Genomic DNA, 17,768 nt, shown 5'->3' with positions numbered 1-17,768 from the left:
ACCACAGCCATCCTCCGGAACGACGCGCGCGACGACGCCCGCGAGTTACGTTCGTTTCGTGCGGGGACTGGTGATGTGGGTACGCAAGCAGCGTTGGTTGCTGGACTTGCCGCTGTACGCCGTCTTCGTCGCCTTCGGCCCCAACATCGCGGATCAAGAGACGTGGCTGATCCGCATGGCTTCGATGCTGTTCCTGCTGCCGCTGTTGCTGCGTCGCCGCTTCCCGCGCACAGTCGCGCTCCTGATCCTCATCGGCGTAGCAATCGTCTACACAAACGAAGTGTGGGCATACGACCGCGGCCGCAGCGACCTCGCGATGGCAGTCATGCTGTACACGCTCGTCAAAGCCGGCGACAGATGGTTCATTGGCTTCGCGGTTGCTGTCGTCGGGCTGGACGCCTTCTGGGGATTCACCTGGGGCACCAACACCCTGAACCCGACGCTCACCATCTTCGGCGCACTGCCGCTGTACCTGGCAGCCTGGGCGCTCGGTGCGTTCTTCCGCACGAAGGAACACCTCGCCGAAGAAGAACGGTTAAGAGCGGAACTGGCGGCGTCCGAGGAACAAGCCCGCAGTCGCGCTTCAGTCGCTGAAGAGCGCACACGGATCGCGAGAGAGCTTCACGACGTACTCGCACACAGCATGAGCGTGATCGTCCTGAACGCCGAAGGAGCGAAGCTCGCACGCCATCACGATCCCGACGCTGTCGACCGTACGCTCGACACCATCAGCAAAACCGGCCGTTCCGCGCTCGCCGAACTGCGGCGGCTGTTAGAAGTGATGCATGCTGGCGAACCCGCACGCGCTCCGCAGCCGACGCTCGACCAGTTGCGCACGCTCGTCGCGCAGTCCGGCCGCGACATCACACTCGAAGTCGACGGCGACATCGCCGACCTGCCCGCCGGAGTCGCGCTTCAGGCGTACCGCATCGTCCAGGAGGCCTTGACCAACATGCTCAAACACGCGCCGCCTGACGCGACCGGCCGGGTCCGGGTCGTCTTCGCCGGTCCGGAAATCCACGTCGAGGTGACGAACTCCGGCGGACGGCAACCGGTCGAGGCCGGACTGCCCGGGTCCGGGCGGGGGCTCACCGGCATGGCCCAGCGCGTCGCGATGTACCACGGCAAGCTCGAAACCGGCGCGCTGCCGGACGGCGGCTACCGCGTGTCGGCCACGCTGCGGACGGACGCCGCATGACGTCCGTGCTCATCTGCGACGACCAGGAACTCGTGCGCGTCGGCCTGCGGATGATCGTCGACAGCCAGCCCGACCTGGAGGTGGTCGCCGAGGCGGGCGACGGCGCGGAAGCCGTCGAACTCGCCCGCGCGCGACGCCCGGACCTCGTGCTGATGGACGTCCGGATGCCGGTGCTCGACGGCGTCGCGGCCACCGCGCAGATCTGCGCCGAACTGCCGGACACCTCGGTCTTGGTGATCACGACCTTCGACCTCGACGAGTACGCCTACTCCGCGCTGCGCGCCGGGGCCAGCGGATTCCTGGTCAAGGACGCGCCGTCGGACGAAATGCTGGTGGCGATCCGAGGCGTGCTGCGCGGTGACGCGATGGTGTCGCCGTCGGTCACGAAACGCCTGCTCGACCGCTATCTCAGCGCGCACCGGACGCCGCTGGACGAGCAGAAGCTGGAGACGCTGACCGAACGCGAGAAGGACGTGCTCGGCCTGATCGCGCGCGGACTGTCGAACACCGAGATCGCCGCGACGCTGTTCATCGGCGAGACGACGGTGAAGACGCACGTCGGCCGGTTGCTGAACAAGCTCGGGCTGCGGGACCGGGTGCACGCGGTCGTGTTCGCGTATGAGTCCGGATTGGTACGCCCGGGCGGCTGAATCGAGGCATGCTTGGACTCATGCGTCTCGTCGCGTTGCTCGCCTCTGTCCTGCTGCTCGCCGCCTGCTCGGCGGCGCCGGCGAGTTCCCCGGCGAAGCCGGAGCCGAGCCGGTTCACCGTACGAGAAGTCGCGGGCGGCCTCGAACACGGCTGGGACGTCGCCTTCCTGCCCGACGGTTCACTGCTCGTGCCGCAGCGCCCCGGCAAGCTCGCGCTGGTCCGCGACGGCCGGACGACCGACGTGCACGCCGATTTCTCCGACGTCCTCGTGCAGGGCGAAGGCGGCCTGATGGGCCTGGTCCTGGCGGCGGACTTCGCGACCTCGCGCGAGTTCACCACCTGCCAGACCCACCAGGAAAACGGCCGCGCGGTGGACGTCCGGCTCGTCACCTGGCGGCTCGCCGACGACGGCGCGAGCGCGGCGAAGGTGCGCGACCTGCTGACCGGCCTGCCGGTGAACCCGAGCGGACGCCATTCCGGCTGCCGCCCGACGCTCGCTCCCGACGGCGCGCTGCTCGTCGGCACCGGCGACACCGCGCGGTCCACCGTCGCGCAGGACCGGCACAGCCTGGGCGGCAAGGTGCTGCGGATCAACGCGAAGACCGGAGAACCGTTGCCGGGCAACCCATTCCTGTCCTCCAGCGACCCGAACGAACGCCGGATCTACACCTACGGACACCGCAACGTGCAGGGCGTCGCGATCCGGCCGGGCACCGGTCAGGTGGTCACTTCCGAACACGGACCGGCGTTCGACGACGAGGTGAATCTCCTGCGTCCGGGCGGAAATTACGGCTGGGACCCGTCGAAGGGCGGCACTGACTCCAGCTACGACGAGAGCGTGCCGATGACCGACACCAAGCGGTTCCCGGACGCGGTTCGTCCATTGTGGACTAGCGGGCAGATCACCGAGGCGACCAGCGGTGACGCCTTCCTTACCGGCAAGCAGTGGGGCACGAACGAAGGCGCGCTGGTCGTGGTCGCTTTGAAGGGACAGAAACTCCTGCTGCTGCACTTGGACGCGGCTGCGAAGGTCACCGGAGTCACGCTGCCAGCGGAATTCAACGACAAGTTCGGCCGGTTGCGCGCGGCGCGAAGCGGACCGGACGGCTCGCTGTACGTGACGACTTCCAACGGCAGCAACGACAAAGTACTGCGCGTGACCCCCGGCTGAGGTCAGCCGACGTACGCGCCGCCGTTCACGTGCACGACCTGGCCGGTGACGTGTCCGGCCTCCGGGGAAGCCAGGAACCGCACCACTTCCGCGACGTCCTCCGGCTTGCCCGCGCGCTTCGTCATCGTGTTCTCGACCAGCCGCTCCTGGCGCTCGGCGGAGAGTTTCCCGCGGAAGAATTCGGTGTCCACGATCAATCCCGGCGCGACGATGTTCGCGGTGATCCCGCGCGGACCGAATTGCCGTGCGGTTTCGGTATTCCACACTTCCACCGCGGCTTTCGCCCAGCCGTACGATTCGGCGCCGGTGTGTCCGGCGATCGAACCGATCGTGACGATGCGGCCGTTGTCGGCCAGTCGCTCCTTCAACGCCGTGGTCACGAACGCGGCGCTGAACAGGTTCGCCCGGAGGTTGGCCGTCCAGGCGGCATCGAGCGCTTTCAGGTCTCCGTCGTCCGCACGCAGGAAATCCGTGTTGCCGCCGGCGTTGTTCACCAGCACGTCGATCCGTTCGGGCAACTGGTCGCGCGCTGCCTCGACCGCCTCGGGATCGCTCGCGTCGAAGCTCACCGCACGCGCGCCGAGCAGCGTCGCCGCCTCGGTAAGCACCTCCTCGCGCCGTCCGGTGATCGTGACCCGGTCGCCCGCCCTGGCAAACGCCGCGGCGATCGCGTACCCGATTCCGGTGCCGCCCCCGGTTACCACTGCTTCCCGATTCATCCCCACGTCCTTTATTGCTAAAGTACCTCTTGTGGACGACGGTACCGGCGACGGGGAAAACCCGTCAAGCGACGAGGTGGACGAGATTCAGCGGGCGTGGCTGCGGGAGCGGCCGGGCACGCCGGTGTCGTCCATCGGCGTGATCACGCGGATCTGGCACATCGCGAAACTGCTGGAGGACGACCGGCGCGCGACCATGCTCGAACTCGGGATGGACGCCTCGACCCGCACCCTGCTCAGCACGCTGCGCCGGGCCGGGCCGCCGTACCGGCTCAGCGCGGGCGAACTCGCGAAACGCTGCCGGGTCAGTCCCGGCGCGATCTCCCAGCAAACCGCGCGTGCCGAACGCGACGGGCACGTCCGCCGGGTGAAGTCCACTTCGGACCGTCGCGCGGTATACGTCGAGCTGACCCAGGCCGGCCACGAGTTGATCGAGCGAACCGTCGGCGATCTGCTGGAACACGAGGAGACCCTGGTGTCCTCGCTGTCTCCGGAGCAGCGCGATCAGCTCGCCGATCTCCTGCGCATCCTGCTCGCGGGCCTGGACCGCCGGGCGCGGAGGTAGGGTGGCTGACATGCCCACCATCGACAAAGTCGCCTGGCTGCACGTGGTCGACGGCAAGCTGCTCGCCGCGCGCTCGGCAGGCAAGGACACCTGGTACCTCCCGGGCGGGAAACGCGAGGAGGGCGAGTCGGACGTCGAGACGCTGATCCGGGAGATCGCCGAGGAACTGAGCGTGACGCTGGATCCGGCTTCCGCGCAGCCGGCCGGAACCTGGGAAGCGCAGGCGCACGGCAAAGCGGACGGCGTCGTGGTGCGGATGACCTGCTACACCGCGAAATACACCGGCGAACTGAAGCCGAGCAGCGAGATCGAGTCGTTCGGCTGGCTCGCCCACGCTGATCGCGACAAGGTGTCGGCGACAGTCCAGCTGATCCTCGACGACCTGCACACGCAAGGAAAACTGGTCTGATGCTGCGACTCGGGACCACGGTGCTCGGAGTCGCCGACCTCGAACGCGCGATGCGGTTCTGGTCCGCGGCGCTCGGGCTGGTCGAGGACCCGGAATGGGCGAGCGAGACGTGGCGGACGCTGGCTCACCCGGGCGGCGCGCACGCACTCGGGCTCATGCGAAGCGACTCGCCCGCCGAACCCATGCCGCGGCTGCACCTGGACCTCTACACCGACACCGCGGACGAACAGCGTGCCGAGGTGGAACGGCTGATCGGGCTGGGCGCACAACGGGTCGACTGGCCGCACTACCCGCCGGAGCCGGACTTCGTCGTCCTCGCCGACCCGGACGACAACCTGTTCTGCGTCGTGGATCTGAGCAACGCGCCGTCCGGCAGCTGAACGCTCAGCCGAGCAGCCGGGGCTTGTTTTCCAAGTGGGACAACCCGTTCCAGGCGAGATTCACCAGATGCGCGGCGACCTCGTCCCGCTTCGGTTTGCGCGCGTCCAGCCACCACTGCCCGGTGAGCGCGACCATGCCGACCAGCGCTTGCGCGTAAAGCGCGGACAGCTTCTCCTCATACCCGCGCGCGGCGAACTGCTGCGCGAGGATGTGCTCGACCTGGCTCGCGATGTCGTTGAGCACAGTCGAGAAGGTGCCAGTGGAACTGGCGACCGGGGAATCGCGGACGAGAATGCGGAAACCGTCGTGGGAATCCTCGACGTAGCTCAGCAACGCGACGGCCGCCTGCTCCAGCATCACCCGCGGGTGTCCACCGTGCAGCGTCGAAACCATCCGGTCGAGCAGCAGTTGCGTCTCCCGGTCGACGACAACGGCGTAGATGCCTTCCTTGCCGCCGAAGTGCTCGTAGACAACCGGTTTGGACACGTTCGCCCGCGCGGCGATCTCCTCGACCGAGGTGCCGTCGAAACCCTTTTCGGCGAACAAAGCGCGCGCCACGTTGAGCAACTGCTGCCTGCGCTCGCTGCCGGTCATCCGCACCCGGGCGACCGGTGCGGCCGGCCTCGCACCGGTGACCGCCGCTTCTCGCTTCGCCCGTCGTCTCCCCGCCATTCGCAGCAGGGTAGTCGTGAGTGGCAATCACGGTTCTAACCGGGATTGCCACTCACCACTGTTATTTACTCTCAGCCGCGATCCGGGCCAGCCGCTGCGGAGTCGGCCACCTGACGTCGTGCACCCAGCCGAACTTTTCGAACATCCAGATCAGCCGCGCCGACATGTCGATCTGGCCGCGCTTCACGCCGTGCCGAGCCGAAGTCGGGTCCGCGTGGTGCAGGTTGTGCCAGGACTCGCCGAAGGAGAAGATCGCCAGCGGCCAGAAGTTCGCCGAACGGTCGCGCGCGGCGAACGGGCGCTCGCCGATCATGTGGCAGATCGAGTTGACCGACCAGGTCACGTGGTGCAGCACGCACACGCGGACCAGGCCTGCCCAGAAGAACGCGGTGACCGCGCCCCACAGCGACCACGAGATCAGGCCGCCCAGCAGCGCCGGTCCGAACAGGCTCACCAGCGACCACAGCCAGAACAGGTCGTCGACCTTGCGGATGGCCGGGTCCTTCACCAGATCCGGCGCGAACCGCGCCTGGTTGCTCTGGTCCCGGTCGAACAGCCAGCCCATGTGCGCGTGCCAGAAACCCTTGGCGATGGCCAGCGGCGAGGTGCCGTACGCCCACGGGGAGTGCGGGTCGCCGTCGCGGTCGGAGAACGCGTGGTGGCGCCGGTGGTCGGCCACCCAGGTGATCACCGGGCCCTGCAACGCGATGCTGCCCGCGATCGCCATCGCGACGCGCAGCCACGGCTTGGCCTTGAACGAACCGTGGGTGAAGTAGCGGTGGTAGGCGACGGTGATGCCCAGCCCGCTGATCCCGTAGAACACGACGAAGAGCGCGACGTCCAGCCAGGTCAGCCCCCAGCCCCAGGCGAACGGAACCGCGACCAGCAGCGCCACGATCGGCAGCAGCACCCCGAAGTACACCGACAGCTGGACCCCGATCGACCGCTGTCCTTCGATGATCGGCTTGGGGCCCTTCGGCGGGTCGCCCGCTGACTGAGAACGATCGAGGGTGGCCGTCATGCGCTCACTTCTTTCCTCTCACAACCCCTTGCGAAGGGTGCCCTTACCTACGGTGTCGTAAGTTACGGTACAGGAGGTTTCCGGCGCTGTGGAGGCCCGAAAAGTCCGATTGCCCGGTGCCCGGGACGGCCCTGTGGCGCACGCCTCCCCCTCCTGGCGCCCCCGTCCTCGATCATCGCTATCCTGACCTGGACCGATCCGCCGTAGTGTAATCGGCAGCACTTCAGATTTTGGTTCTGACAGTTCAGGTTCGAATCCTGGCGGCGGAGCTGCACATCCGGCGAGGGCGATGGGAGTGGGGGCGGCTGAGCGAGGAACCGAGCGACCCCGCGGGCGCCCGTCGCCCGACCCTGGTCGAGATGTCGGACGCGTGGCTGGTCGGGCGCGCGCGGGAACTCATCGCGGCCGTTCAGCGCCAGGAGCACGAGAACCAGCTCGAGATCGTCAAGATCATGGACGAGCTGCTCGAAGAAACCCTCCGCCGGGGTGAGCCGACCCTCGTCGCCCAGCTGCTGCGCGCCTCCGCATTCTCCCGGCTCGTCACCCGCGGCCTCGCCGCCGAGGCCGAACCCCGGCTCGACGAGATGCTCGCGCACACCCGCCGGCACGGCCTTTCGCTGCTGCGCGCGGACGCGCACGCGCTGCGCGGGCGCCGGCTCGTGCTCGCCGCGCAAGAGGACGCCGCGCTCACCGAGATCGCCCGCGCGCTCGCGATCCTCGACGACTCCACGATCCCGGACCGCCAGGTCGGCGTCCGCAACTGGAACCGCATGCAGTCGATGGCGCTCATCGACTGCTGGATAGTGCTCAACCAGCTCGGCGTCTACGAGGCCGCCGAAGAGGTGATCGGCCGCGCGCACCAGGCGATCCGGGAAAGCGCGAGCCCGCACGAGATCACCCTGCAGCTGATGAACCGGGTCAAGATGCTGCTCGGCTGGGGGCTGCGGCTCGAGCGGATCGAGCAGTACGACGAATCGGCGGAGAAGTTCCGCACCGCGGCGTCGATGGCGGTGGCCGCGGAAGGCCCGTTCGCCGAATCGCTGTTCCCGCGCAAGATCGGCGTGTCCGCGGTCGACCAGGTCGGCGTGCTGGCCGCGGCGCTCGCACTGCACGACCCGTCGGCCGAACACGTCGAACGGCTGCAGGGCATGCATCTCGGCCACCACTATCCGCACGAGCAGGAACTGGTCGCGATCGCGCTGGCCCGCTGCCTCGACGCGGCCGGGCGCCGCTCCGACGCGCTGCAGGTGCTGCGCGAGTCTCGCGACGTGCTGGCCGAGGACGTCTCGCAGCCGTCGATGCGGCTCACCCTCTCCCGCGAACTCGCGCGGCTCGACCCGGAAGCCGCGAGCCAGTCGCTGATCGACTACGCGACCGCGCTGGAAACCGAAATGTGGGCGCTGCGCGAATCGCAGATCGCCACGCTGAACGCGCGCCGCGAGCATGAACGGCTTTCCGCCGAGCACGGTGCGATCACCCAGCAGGCACTGCAGGATCCGCTCACCGGCCTGCCGAACCGCCGCGCGCTCGACGAACGGCTGCGCTCGCTGGCGTCGTCGGCGGACGCCCAGCCGCTCGCGGTCGCGCTGGTCGACCTCGACGGGTTCAAGGGTGTCAACGACAAGCAGTCGCACGCCGAGGGCGACAACGTTTTGCGTGTTGTCGCAAGCACTCTGCGCGACGCTTTGCGCGGCGACGACGTGGTGGCCCGTTACGGCGGCGACGAGTTCATCGTGCTGCTGCCCGGCGCACCGGCGTCGGCGGCGAAGATGGCTCTCGGCCGCGCGGCCAAATCGGTCGCGACGCTCCCGCATCACCTCTCGCACGGTGTGACGTTGTCCATCGGCCTGGTATCGCTGCGTCCGCAAGAGCGGGCCGAACAGGTGCTCGCGCGCGCAGATGCGGCGATGTACGAAGCAAAACGCGGCGGTGGCAACCAGGTGGCGTCGGCCAACTCGATGGCAGGCGACGGCATGGGCGGCTGGCCTGGGGAAACGGCTCCGACCGACCCCGCGTGGAGCGCTGAAGACCCCACGTAGGATCGTTGGTGCTCGTCAACGCACCGGTGAATCGTTGGGAGACTCGTGAGCGGCCCGCTGAGCACGCTGATCCTCGCTGCGGGTGAGGGCACCCGCATGCGTTCCTCCACTCCTAAGGTGTTGCACCCGATCGCCGGAAGGCCGCTGGTGGAACACGCCGTGCGCGCCGCCGCCGGCCTCGCGCCGCAGCATCTGGTGGTCGTGATCGGACACGGCCGCGACGCCGTGCGCGCCGAACTCGATCGGGTCGGCGAGGCACTCGGCCGCGAGGTCTCCACCGCCGTGCAGGAAGAGCAGAAGGGCACCGGGCACGCCGTTTCGTGCGCGCTCGCCGAACTGCCGGAAGGACTCACCGGCACCGTGATCGTCAGCTACGGCGACGTTCCGCTGCTGGACACCGAAACCCTCGAGTCGCTCCGCGCCGAGCACGCCAAGACGGGCAACGCGGTCACCGTGCTCACCGCCGAGGTCGCCGACCCGACCGGCTACGGCCGCATCGTGCGCGGTGCGGACGGTTCGGTCAGCGCGATCGTCGAGCACAAGGACGCGACGCCGGACCAGCGCGCGATCACCGAAATCAACTCCGGTGTCTACGCCTTCGACGCGGCCGTGCTGGTCGACGGCCTGTCGCGGCTGTCGACCGACAACGCGCAGGGTGAGCTTTACCTCACCGACGTCCTCGGCATCGCCCGCGAGGACGGCAAGGGCGTCGGCGCGCTGGTGGTCGACGACCCGTGGGTCACCGAGGGCGTGAACGACCGCGTCCAGCTTTCGGTGCTCGGCGCCGAGTACAACCGCCGGATCGTGCGCCGCTGGCAGCGCGAGGGCGTCACGGTCACGGACCCGAACACCACCTGGATCGAGGCGGACGTCACGCTCTCCCGTGACGTGCTGATCGAGCCGAACACCCAGCTCAAGGGCCATTGCACGGTCGGTGAGGGCTCCGTGGTGGGTCCGGACACCACGCTGACCGACGTACAGATCGGCGCGGGCGCGTCGGTCGTCCGCGTGCACGGTTCGGGCTCTGAGCTGGGCGACGGCGCCAACGTCGGTCCGTACACGTACCTGCGGCCGGGCACGAAGCTCGGCGCGAAGGGCAAGCTGGGCGCGTTCGTCGAGACGAAGAACGCGCAAATCGGCACCGGGACGAAGGTGCCGCATCTCACGTACGTAGGCGACGCGATCGTCGGCGACCACAGCAACATCGGCTGTTCCAGTGTCTTCGTGAACTACGACGGGGTGGCCAAACACCAGACCGTTGTCGGTTCGCATGTCCGGCTTGGGGCGGACAACACGCTGGTCGCGCCGGTGCGGATCGGGGACGGCGCTTACAGTGGAGCCGGTGCGGTGATCCGCGACGACGTTCCGCCTGGCTCTCTGGCGCTGTCGGCCGGCCCGCAGCGCACCATCGAAGGCTGGGCGGTCCGGCGCAGGCCGGGCACGCCCGCGGCGGAGGCGGCGGAAGCCGCTCTCGCCGCCCAGCAGCAGGACACCGTTGTGTCCGAGTCAGCAGCAGGAACCGACGGGGAGTCGCCAGCATGAGTCCGAAGTCAGGTACGCCGAAGAAGAATCTGATGCTCTTCTCCGGCCGTGCGCACCACGAGCTCGCGGAAGAGGTCGCCAAGCACCTCAACGTGACGATCACCCCGCAGACCGCGCACACGTTCGCCAACGGCGAGCTGTTCGTGCGGTTCGAGGAGTCGGTGCGCGGTACCGACGCGTTTGTGATCCAGGCGCACACCACGCCCATCAACGAGTACGTGATGGAGCAGCTGATCATGGTGGACGCGCTCAAGCGCGCGAGCGCCAAGCGGATCACCGTGGTCATGCCGTTTTATCCGTACGCGCGGCAGGACAAGAAGCACAAGGGCCGCGAGCCGATCTCGGCGCGGCTCATCGCGGACCTGTTCAAGACCGCGGGCGCGGACCGGATCATGACGGTCGACCTGCACACCGCGCAGATCCAGGGCTTCTTCGACGGCCCGGTCGACCACCTGATGGCGCAGACGGTGCTCGCCGACCACATCAAGGCGACTTACGGCGACGCGGACATCACGGTCGTCTCGCCGGACTCGGGCCGCGTGCGGCTTGCCGAGAAGTGGGCGCAGCAGCTCGGCGACCGGCCGATCGCGTTCATCCACAAGACCCGCGACCCGGACAAGCCGAACCAGGCCGTGGCCAACCGCGTGGTCGGCAAGGTCGAGGGCAAGCTCTGCGTGCTGATCGACGACATGATCGACACCGGCGGCACGATCGTGAAGGCCACCGAGGCGCTGCTCGAGGAGGGCGCGGCGGACGTGGTCATCGCGACCACGCACGGCATCCTCTCCGACCCGGCCACCGAGCGGCTCTCGCAGTGCAAGGCCCGCGAGGTCATCGTGACGAACTCCCTGCCGATCCCGGAAGAGAAGCGCTTCCCGGGACTGACGGTGCTGTCCATCGCGCCGATGCTGGCGGAGGCCATCCAGCAGGTCTTCGAGGACGGCTCGGTCACGTCGCTGTTCGACGGCAACGCCTGAGTTTCCGCGGTTTCTGAACGACGCGGCCCGAGGTGGCGGCGCGGCCTGAATCAGGTCGGGTCGGCTGGCTCGGGTCGCGTCGTTTGGCGACCGAGCCTTTCGCCGGGACGAGGCGTGCCGGACCACGCCGCTGGCTGGCGGCGTGATACGTCCCGAACCACGGATGGGCTTCTGCTCCCGCAGACGTCCGTGAGAGGAACCCTGCGAGGGTGTTGTGGAACCTAGGTGGTCAGTCTTTGAGGTCTTCCGCTAGGCGGCGTGCTGCTTCGGTTTCGATGGGGCCGCGGGGTTCGATGTGTTCGTCGGCGAGACGCGCGGCCATGAGCCGGATCATCGCGAACTGGATCATCGCCTCGGCGCGGGCGGTTTTGCGTTCGTAGTCGCGGGTCAAGCGTCTGCACCTCGTGAGCCAGCCGAAGGTTCTCTCCGCCACCCACCGGCGGGGCAGCACCTGAAAGCCTGCCACATCAGCATTCCGCGGCACCGCCACGATCTCCGCCTTCTCTTGTCGGCGCGCCCAGTCGACGAGGGTGGCGTCCTCGGAATTGACGTAGCCCCGTCGGCCCACACCAGTTCCGGCAGGGGGAAGGCCCGCCGGATCCCGGTCAGGATCCGGCGGGCTCCGGGACGGTCCTGCACCGACGCCGACCCCACGGCCACGCCCAGGATCAGCCCGAGCGTGTCGACCAGGACATGCCGCTTGCGGCCCCGCACCCGTTTGCCCGCGTCGTAGCCGATCCGCTCCCCGCCCTCGCTGGTTTTCACCGACTGCGAGTCCAGGCTCGCCGCCGACGGCTGCGGGTCGCGGCCGTCGCGTTCGCGGACCCGGTCGCGCAGCACGTCGCGCACGCGTTGCCAGGTCCCGTCCGCGGTCCAGGCGGCGAACACCCGGTACGCCGTGGTCCACGGCGCGAGATCCCGCGGCGCCGACCGCCACGCGCACCCGCTGGCCAGCACATAACTGATCGTGTCCACCACCAGCCGACGCGAATGCACCCGCGGACGCCCGCCCACGCTCGGATGGGCCCTGGGCAGCAACGGCTCGACCACCGCCCACTGCGCGTCAGTCAACGACGAGTCATAACCCGGCTTGCGCACACAAACGCACACTCCACCGGATGATCACCACGCCACGCCGCTACCACAGCCGACACACCGAGCCGACCACCAGGTTTCACAACACCCGCTGAGGGAATCAGATTTCCTCGGGGTTTCCCTTCACGACAACAAGAACCAGCAGCCGCGCCCCCGTTGTCAGCCTGTGCGCCTCCCGCCCCGCGGGTGTCCTCACACACCTCCCATATCCGCCGACAACCACCTCTCCGGCCGCATATGGATCGCCATGTGCTCCCCCAACTGCGTCCGCTCGAACTCCACATACCCGGCCACCTTGTCGGCAGGCAGGTACCGCGAAGCCATCTCCCACGTCAACTCGTAGCTGCCCGGCCGGGTCCGCACCACCGGTCCCTCCACCGACACGTACCGGACCGTCGGCTCGACCCGTTGCACCATCAGGCTGAACCGCCCCGCCGCCTCGATCGCCTTCGCCTTGCGCGATTCCGGTTGCGTGATCACCCACAGCTCGCCGCCCGGCGTGTACTGGTACCAGATCGGCACCGTCAACGGCGCGCGGTCGGGGCGCTCGACCACCGAGAGCGCGCCGATGTGCGGTTCGGCCAGAAACTGTTCCCGTTCTTCGCTCGACAACACCATGCCCTCGAAGCTAGCGAGGGGGTACGACAAAAACCGGGTTCCGCCGGCGGCGAAAACCGGTGCGTCACCCGTACGGGACTGGCTAGCGTCACAGCCATGGGGAAATTCGAATTCGGCGTCAGCCTGCGGCTCACGGCCAACGGCACCGAGTGGACCGAAAAATGCAGGCGGGCCGAGGAGCTCGGCTACGACCATCTGACCGTTCCCGACCATCTCGGGCCGGGGCGGCTGTCGCCGTTCCCCGCGCTCACGGCCGCCGCGGCAGTGACCGAGCGGGTGCGGGTCGGCACGTTGGTGTCCAATGTGCCCTTCTACAACCTCGCGCTCTTCGCCCGCGATGTCGCTACTACCAACAAACTCACCGAAGGCCGCTTCGAACTCGGGCTCGGCTCGGGCCACATGAAGCACGAGTTCGACGACGCGGGACTGCCGTGGCGCAAAGCCGCTGACCGAATCGCCTACCTCACCGAAGGGCTCGACGAACTGCGCACGCGCGTCGAGGACGAGGGCGGCATGCCGAAGCTGCTGATCGCGGGCAACAGCGACGGCGTGCTCAAGCTCGCCGCGGAACAGGCGGACATCGCCGGATTCGCCGGACTTCGCCAGGACCGCGGCCGTCCGCCGGGCACGTTCGTGCTCGACAACGACGTGGCGATGGACGAACGGGTCGCGTATTTCCGTTCGCTGGCAGGGGATCGCGAGGTCGACTACAACATGCTGATCCAGCGCGTCGTGGTCACCGACGACCGGCGCGCGGCCGCGGCGGAGTGGCACGCCGAGACCGAGGAACGCAGCGCGGCGGACGTCGATGAACTGTTGCGCGCACCGCAGCTTCTCTTCGGCACGGTGGACGAGATGGTGCAGCAGCTGATCGCGCACCGCGAACGGTACGGCTTCTCCTACTTCACCGTTTTCGAGGCGATGATGGAGACTTTCGCTCCGGTGGTGGCTGAGCTGCGAGGTCACTAGCCGCCTGCACCTTCGCGACGGCGTCTCCGGCGATGAGCGTGAGCACCCGGCCGAGGAGCCCGTCCGGCACGGCTTCGTCGTCGATGTCGGCCTCCACGGCCAACCCATTGCTCAAGGCGAGCAGCACGACGGCGAATTCCTCGGCGGGCAAAGGAAGTTCGAGGGCCAAACCCTCGGCGAGCCGGTTCAGGGCGCGCGCGATCGTGTCGCGAACCTCCCGGCGGCGCCGGCGCAACGCGTCGCGCCGCCGGTCGTCGTGGTGCGCCATCGCGAAAAACTCGGCCAGCAGCCGGTGCCACACCGCGTCAGCGCGCATTTCGTACATCAGCACCGCGGCGACGTTCGCCAGCCCGGCGCCGCCGTCGTCCGCTTCGGCGAAACTCGTCAGGCTCGCTTCGAGCCGGTGCGCGGCGTGCTCTTCCATCAACGCCAGCACCAGTTCGTCTTTTGACGCGAAGCTCGAGTAGACCGCGCCTTTCGTCAGCCCGGCCGCCGCGGCCACCTCGGTCAGTTTCGTCGCGGCGATGCCCTGTTCCCCGAACACGGCGAAGGCGGCGTCGAGAATGCGCCGCCGCGTCTCCGCCCGCGTCGGCCGCGTCCGGCCGGTCATCGGCTTCTCCCTCATCCGGGGGTTGACAGTGGCTCAGCCCGCTCAATACCTTCAGGTATCCAATACCCACGGGTATCCAGTGTCAAGGACTCTGTCAAGGACGACAGGGAAGGACCGCTCCGATGAGGTTGCGTATCGTCCTGGCCGCCGCGGCATTGCTGACCGCCGCGTTCGCCGCCCCAGCCACCGCCGCCCCGACCGGCGGCGTCAACGATCCGGCGTGCCGGCCGAGCAGCGCGCATCCGCGCCCGGTGGTGTTCCTGCACGGACTCGGCGCGACGTCCTATGAGGACTTGAACTATCTCCAGGATCACGTCGCTGCCAAGGGATATTGCACCTTCAGCCGGACTTACGGCGCGTACCCGCAGTTCCCGCTCGTCGGCGGACTCCGCCCGATCGCCGACTCCGCAACGGAAATCAAGCAGTTCGTCGGCGAAGTACTGCAGGAAACCGGTGCGGCGCAAGTGGATCTGGTCGGCCACTCCGAGGGCGGATTCCAGTCCCTGTACGTCACGAAAACCCAAGGCATCGCCGACCGGATCGGCTCCGTCGTCGCCATCGCGCCGCCTGCGCACGGCACCACCTTCGCCGGCCTGACGAAGCTGGCGTACCTGCTGGGCGCGCGCGAAGAAGTGGGCAAGGCGCTCACCGCGTTCGGCTGCCCGGCTTGCGACAACCTGATCACCGACGGCAGCGCGGTCCAGACGCTCACGAACGGTCCCATCGCGCAGCCCGGCGTCCGCTACACCGTGCTCACGTCGCGCTTTGACGAACTGGTCACGCCCACCGAAACGTCTTTCGTGCGCGAACCGGGCGTCACGAACGAATACGTCCAGGACACCTGCCCGTTCGATCCCGTCGGGCACATCGGCGAGGCCTACGACCTCAACGTCTGGAACCTGGTCACCAACGCGCTCGACCCGGAGCACGCCACGAAATTCCTGTGCACCGCCGGATCTCCCGGCTGACCCGGCAGCAGAAAACCCGGTGGCGCCACGAGCACCACCGGGTTTTCGCGCGCTCAGTACGCCAGGGTGAACCGGGCGCGCGAGTGCTTCGGCTCCTCGATCTCGTCCAGGAACGCGATCGCCAGGTCCGCGCCGCTGATGTGCGAGCGGCCGTCGGCGTCGCTGACCAGCACGTCGCCGCCGAGGCGGAACTTGCCGGTGCGCTCGCCGGGGATCCAGGAACCGAACTCGGCAGCCGGGCTGAGGTAGAACCAGTCGACGTCGGACGGCAGCTCGCGCAGCGCCTCCAGGACGAGGACGTGGCTGCCCGCCTCCGGCTTGTACTCCTCCGGGAACTCCGGGGTGTCGATCACGCGCGGACCGTCTTCGCTGACCCGCAGCGAACCGGCACCGCCGACGATCGCCAGCCGCGCGCCGTTCGCGCGGGCCGCCTCCACCAGGATCGGCAGGGCGTCCACCAGGCGGCGGCCCTGGTCGTCCGCGCGGCCCGGCGTCGCGACCACGAGCACGTCCGCGCCCTTGGCCACCGAAGCCACGAATTCCGCGTCGTGCATGGACCCCGACCGCGCTTCGACCTCCGACGGCAATCCCTCGGCCTTGCGCGCGACCCCGGTCACGGAGTGCCCGCGCCGCAGCGCCTCGTCGGTGATCCGGCCACCGGCGAATCCCGTCGCGCCGAACACCACCAGCTTGCTCATTGCCGCTCCTCGAAAAGAAAATCCGTATCGACGCCACCGATGGTAAGGACCGGTCTTCGGCTACTTCAACGGAAGAAACGCACCTCGAGGTGAGCGTGCAGGTCAGCCGCCGAGCGCGGCGAAAGCGGTGGCCAGCTTCGCCTTCACCGCGTTCGCGTCGACCGGCGAACGCACCTCGGCGACCGCCGTCGGCTTCGCCAGCACCTGGTAGCTCGCGGTGCGGTTGGGCAGGGTGAATTTCACCGAACAGGACATCGTGATGGTCGCGTCCGCGGCGGCGTCGCCTTCGGTGGCACAGCTTTGCGAGCCGAGCGTGTCCGCGCTGATCTCCACCGAAAGCTTGATGTGCACGTTCGGTTTCGAGCCAGGCTGATTGCCGACGACGCTGTTCGAAACGTCCACTGTGGTCTTGCAGGAACCGACGTAGTCCTGGCAGTCGAGTTTGTCGTTGAGCACCGTGACGCTCGCCTGCGCGAGCCCGTCGAACGGCTGCCCGATGGCGTCGACCGCGGCGTTGAAGTCGTTGTGGAACTGCTTGATCTCGGCGTCGCCCAGCGGACGGACGCGGAACGCCGCACCCAGCTTCGGGCCGCCGCGCGGATCGAGCAGCGCGGGCGCGAACCCGGTGACCCGGTGCGGTTCGGCAGTGGTCACCTGCAACGCGCCGCCGAGGTCGTACACCTCGGTGCCGTCCGGCAGCTTCTGTTTCCGCGGCGCACCGGAACCGAGTCCGCCGAGCGCCTTGCGCAGTTCTCCGGCGAGCTTCGGCGGGGCCATCCGCACGGCCGGGTCGACCGGCAGTTCGCTGCCGACGGTGTGCACCCACCCGCTGCCGAACTGGGTGCTGTTCTCCTCCAGGCCGTGCGACTTCCAGTAGTCCGCGTCGGCCGCGAGGTACAACTGCCCGTCCGGTTCGGTCAGCCGCACCGGCTTGCCCTCCAGCGGCAGCGCGCCGAAACCGTTGCCGTCACGCGCGACGCGGTACGTCAACGTCGCCGGATTGCCGGCGCCGTCCTTCAGCGTCGCGTCGTATTGCAGCGCCGGTGCTTGCTCCAGCGCTTGCAGCGCGACGTCGACCGCCGTCTGCTGCTGCGCACGCTGAGTAGCCAGCTGCCGGTCGGCATCGGACAGTCCCGCCGTGCCGGTCACCGCGACCTGGCAGCCCGCGAGAAGCCCACCAAGCAGCACCAGTGCTGTCGCAGTCCATCGAGCCCGCATGTCGGCCGCCCCTCTTTCCGCGGAAATCATGCCACTCCCACCAGATCGGCGGGCGGGACGGGATTTGTGTCGTCACCCACCCGCGCGGGGGAGGCTGCCCGGACCCGGTGCGCGCCCGCGCGGACCGGCTGGTTTACACTTCTCGGGTTGTCTCGGCGAGGCGGGTGCGCCTGTAGGTGCCCGGCGTGATCGACGCGGCGGCTCGAGAAGCCCCGTGGCCCGCTCACGCCCGCAATCTCGCCGCCGT

General features: G+C 68.5%; 19 protein-coding genes and 1 tRNA gene. 12 read left to right on the top strand and 8 right to left on the bottom strand.

Annotation, left to right across the window (positions count from 1 at the left end; all coding sequences use genetic code 11):
• Positions 1-73 precede the first annotated feature (73 nt).
• From H4281_RS05600 to H4281_RS05590, 3 genes are read left to right on the top strand one after another with little or no spacing between them, the layout of a single operon-like run.
• Positions 74-1,198, top strand: coding sequence for a sensor histidine kinase (locus H4281_RS05600; protein ID WP_182890227.1), 1,125 nt, complete (start codon positions 74-76; stop codon positions 1,196-1,198).
• Positions 1,195-1,848 carry a response regulator gene (locus tag H4281_RS05595; RefSeq protein ID WP_182889794.1) on the top strand — a complete coding sequence of 218 codons (654 nt, stop codon included), beginning with the start codon at positions 1,195-1,197 and terminating at the stop codon, positions 1,846-1,848. Before H4281_RS05600 ends, H4281_RS05595 begins: the two co-directional genes overlap by 4 nt.
• 20 nt (positions 1,849-1,868) lie before the next feature.
• Complete coding sequence (locus H4281_RS05590) at positions 1,869-3,020, top strand: PQQ-dependent sugar dehydrogenase (protein WP_182889793.1); 1,152 nt, start codon at positions 1,869-1,871, stop codon at positions 3,018-3,020.
• 2 nt (positions 3,021-3,022) lie between these two features.
• Here H4281_RS05590 and H4281_RS05585 read toward each other — a convergent pair whose 3' ends face one another.
• Positions 3,023-3,745, bottom strand: coding sequence for an SDR family NAD(P)-dependent oxidoreductase (locus H4281_RS05585; protein WP_446680382.1), 723 nt, complete (start codon positions 3,743-3,745; stop codon positions 3,023-3,025).
• Between the two features lie 25 nt (positions 3,746-3,770).
• Here H4281_RS05585 and H4281_RS05580 point away from each other — a divergent pair, with 25 nt between their 5' ends.
• The 3 genes from H4281_RS05580 to H4281_RS05570 are packed head-to-tail and all read left to right on the top strand — an operon-like array spanning position 3,771 to position 5,093.
• Complete coding sequence (locus tag H4281_RS05580) at positions 3,771-4,304, top strand: MarR family winged helix-turn-helix transcriptional regulator (RefSeq protein ID WP_182889791.1); 534 nt, start codon at positions 3,771-3,773, stop codon at positions 4,302-4,304.
• A gap of 10 nt (positions 4,305-4,314) precedes the next feature.
• Positions 4,315-4,713, top strand: a complete 399-nt coding sequence (locus tag H4281_RS05575) for an NUDIX hydrolase (RefSeq protein WP_182889790.1) — start codon at positions 4,315-4,317, stop codon at positions 4,711-4,713.
• Positions 4,713-5,093 carry a VOC family protein gene (locus H4281_RS05570; RefSeq protein ID WP_182889789.1) on the top strand — a complete coding sequence of 127 codons (381 nt, stop codon included), beginning with the start codon at positions 4,713-4,715 and terminating at the stop codon, positions 5,091-5,093. The genes H4281_RS05575 and H4281_RS05570 overlap by 1 nt, the downstream gene beginning before the upstream one ends.
• 4 nt (positions 5,094-5,097) lie before the next feature.
• Here H4281_RS05570 and H4281_RS05565 read toward each other — a convergent pair whose 3' ends face one another.
• Both H4281_RS05565 and H4281_RS05560 read right to left on the bottom strand, forming a co-directional pair.
• On the bottom strand, positions 5,098-5,688 hold the full coding sequence (locus tag H4281_RS05565) for a TetR/AcrR family transcriptional regulator (protein ID WP_033288150.1): 591 nt from the start codon (positions 5,686-5,688) through the stop codon (positions 5,098-5,100).
• 139 nt (positions 5,689-5,827) lie between these two features.
• Positions 5,828-6,787: an acyl-CoA desaturase gene (locus tag H4281_RS05560; RefSeq protein WP_182889788.1), complete on the bottom strand. Its 960-nt coding sequence runs from the start codon at positions 6,785-6,787 to the stop codon at positions 5,828-5,830.
• Positions 6,788-6,984: 197 nt separating this feature from the next.
• Here H4281_RS05560 and H4281_RS05555 point away from each other — a divergent pair.
• From H4281_RS05555 to H4281_RS05540, 4 genes are all read left to right on the top strand, one after another.
• Positions 6,985-7,056, top strand: a tRNA-Gln gene (locus H4281_RS05555).
• A 90-nt stretch (positions 7,057-7,146) separates the two neighbouring features.
• Positions 7,147-8,826, top strand: a complete 1,680-nt coding sequence (locus tag H4281_RS05550; RefSeq protein WP_182889787.1) for a GGDEF domain-containing protein — start codon at positions 7,147-7,149, stop codon at positions 8,824-8,826.
• Between the two features lie 45 nt (positions 8,827-8,871).
• Complete coding sequence (gene glmU / locus H4281_RS05545) at positions 8,872-10,368, top strand: bifunctional UDP-N-acetylglucosamine diphosphorylase/glucosamine-1-phosphate N-acetyltransferase GlmU (protein ID WP_182889786.1); 1,497 nt, start codon at positions 8,872-8,874, stop codon at positions 10,366-10,368.
• A complete protein-coding gene (locus H4281_RS05540; RefSeq protein WP_182889785.1) occupies positions 10,365-11,345 on the top strand; it encodes a ribose-phosphate diphosphokinase in 981 nt (326 codons plus the stop codon). Before glmU ends, H4281_RS05540 begins: the two co-directional genes overlap by 4 nt.
• A 229-nt stretch (positions 11,346-11,574) precedes the next feature.
• Here the strand turns inward: H4281_RS05540 and H4281_RS05535 are convergent.
• Positions 11,575-12,455, bottom strand: a protein-coding gene (locus H4281_RS05535) for an IS5 family transposase (RefSeq protein WP_182889784.1) whose coding sequence is annotated in 2 segments (ribosomal slippage) — positions 11,575-11,903 and positions 11,903-12,455 — 882 coding nt in all. Because the reading frame shifts where the segments join, the coding sequence is not laid out codon by codon here.
• 177 nt (positions 12,456-12,632) lie between these two features.
• Positions 12,633-13,058 (bottom strand): pyridoxamine 5'-phosphate oxidase family protein, encoded by a 426-nt coding sequence (locus tag H4281_RS05530; RefSeq protein ID WP_182889783.1) that lies wholly within the window; start codon positions 13,056-13,058, stop codon positions 12,633-12,635.
• Positions 13,059-13,154: 96 nt separating this feature from the next.
• Here H4281_RS05530 and H4281_RS05525 point away from each other — a divergent pair, with 96 nt between their 5' ends.
• Complete coding sequence (locus H4281_RS05525; RefSeq protein ID WP_182889782.1) at positions 13,155-14,027, top strand: TIGR03621 family F420-dependent LLM class oxidoreductase; 873 nt, start codon at positions 13,155-13,157, stop codon at positions 14,025-14,027.
• Here the strand turns inward: H4281_RS05525 and H4281_RS05520 are convergent.
• Positions 13,963-14,637, bottom strand: a complete 675-nt coding sequence (locus tag H4281_RS05520; protein ID WP_182889781.1) for a TetR/AcrR family transcriptional regulator — start codon at positions 14,635-14,637, stop codon at positions 13,963-13,965. The genes H4281_RS05525 and H4281_RS05520 overlap by 65 nt on opposite strands.
• A 122-nt stretch (positions 14,638-14,759) precedes the next feature.
• Here H4281_RS05520 and H4281_RS05515 point away from each other — a divergent pair, with 122 nt between their 5' ends.
• Positions 14,760-15,605, top strand: a complete 846-nt coding sequence (locus tag H4281_RS05515) for an esterase/lipase family protein (protein ID WP_182889780.1) — start codon at positions 14,760-14,762, stop codon at positions 15,603-15,605.
• Positions 15,606-15,658: 53 nt separating this feature from the next.
• Here H4281_RS05515 and H4281_RS05510 read toward each other — a convergent pair whose 3' ends face one another.
• Entirely contained in the window at positions 15,659-16,303 is a 645-nt protein-coding gene (locus tag H4281_RS05510) for an NAD(P)-dependent oxidoreductase (protein WP_182889779.1), read from the bottom strand.
• A gap of 102 nt (positions 16,304-16,405) precedes the next feature.
• Complete coding sequence (locus tag H4281_RS05505; protein WP_220506756.1) at positions 16,406-17,521, bottom strand: hypothetical protein; 1,116 nt, start codon at positions 17,519-17,521, stop codon at positions 16,406-16,408.
• Between the last annotated feature and the right edge of the window lie 247 nt (positions 17,522-17,768).

The sequence above is a fragment of the Amycolatopsis dendrobii genome (genome assembly GCF_014145675.1).
Classification (GTDB): Bacteria; Actinomycetota; Actinomycetes; order Mycobacteriales; family Pseudonocardiaceae; genus Amycolatopsis; species Amycolatopsis dendrobii.
Note: the sequence above shows the minus strand (reverse complement) of the source record. Positions and strands in the feature narration are given on the sequence as shown.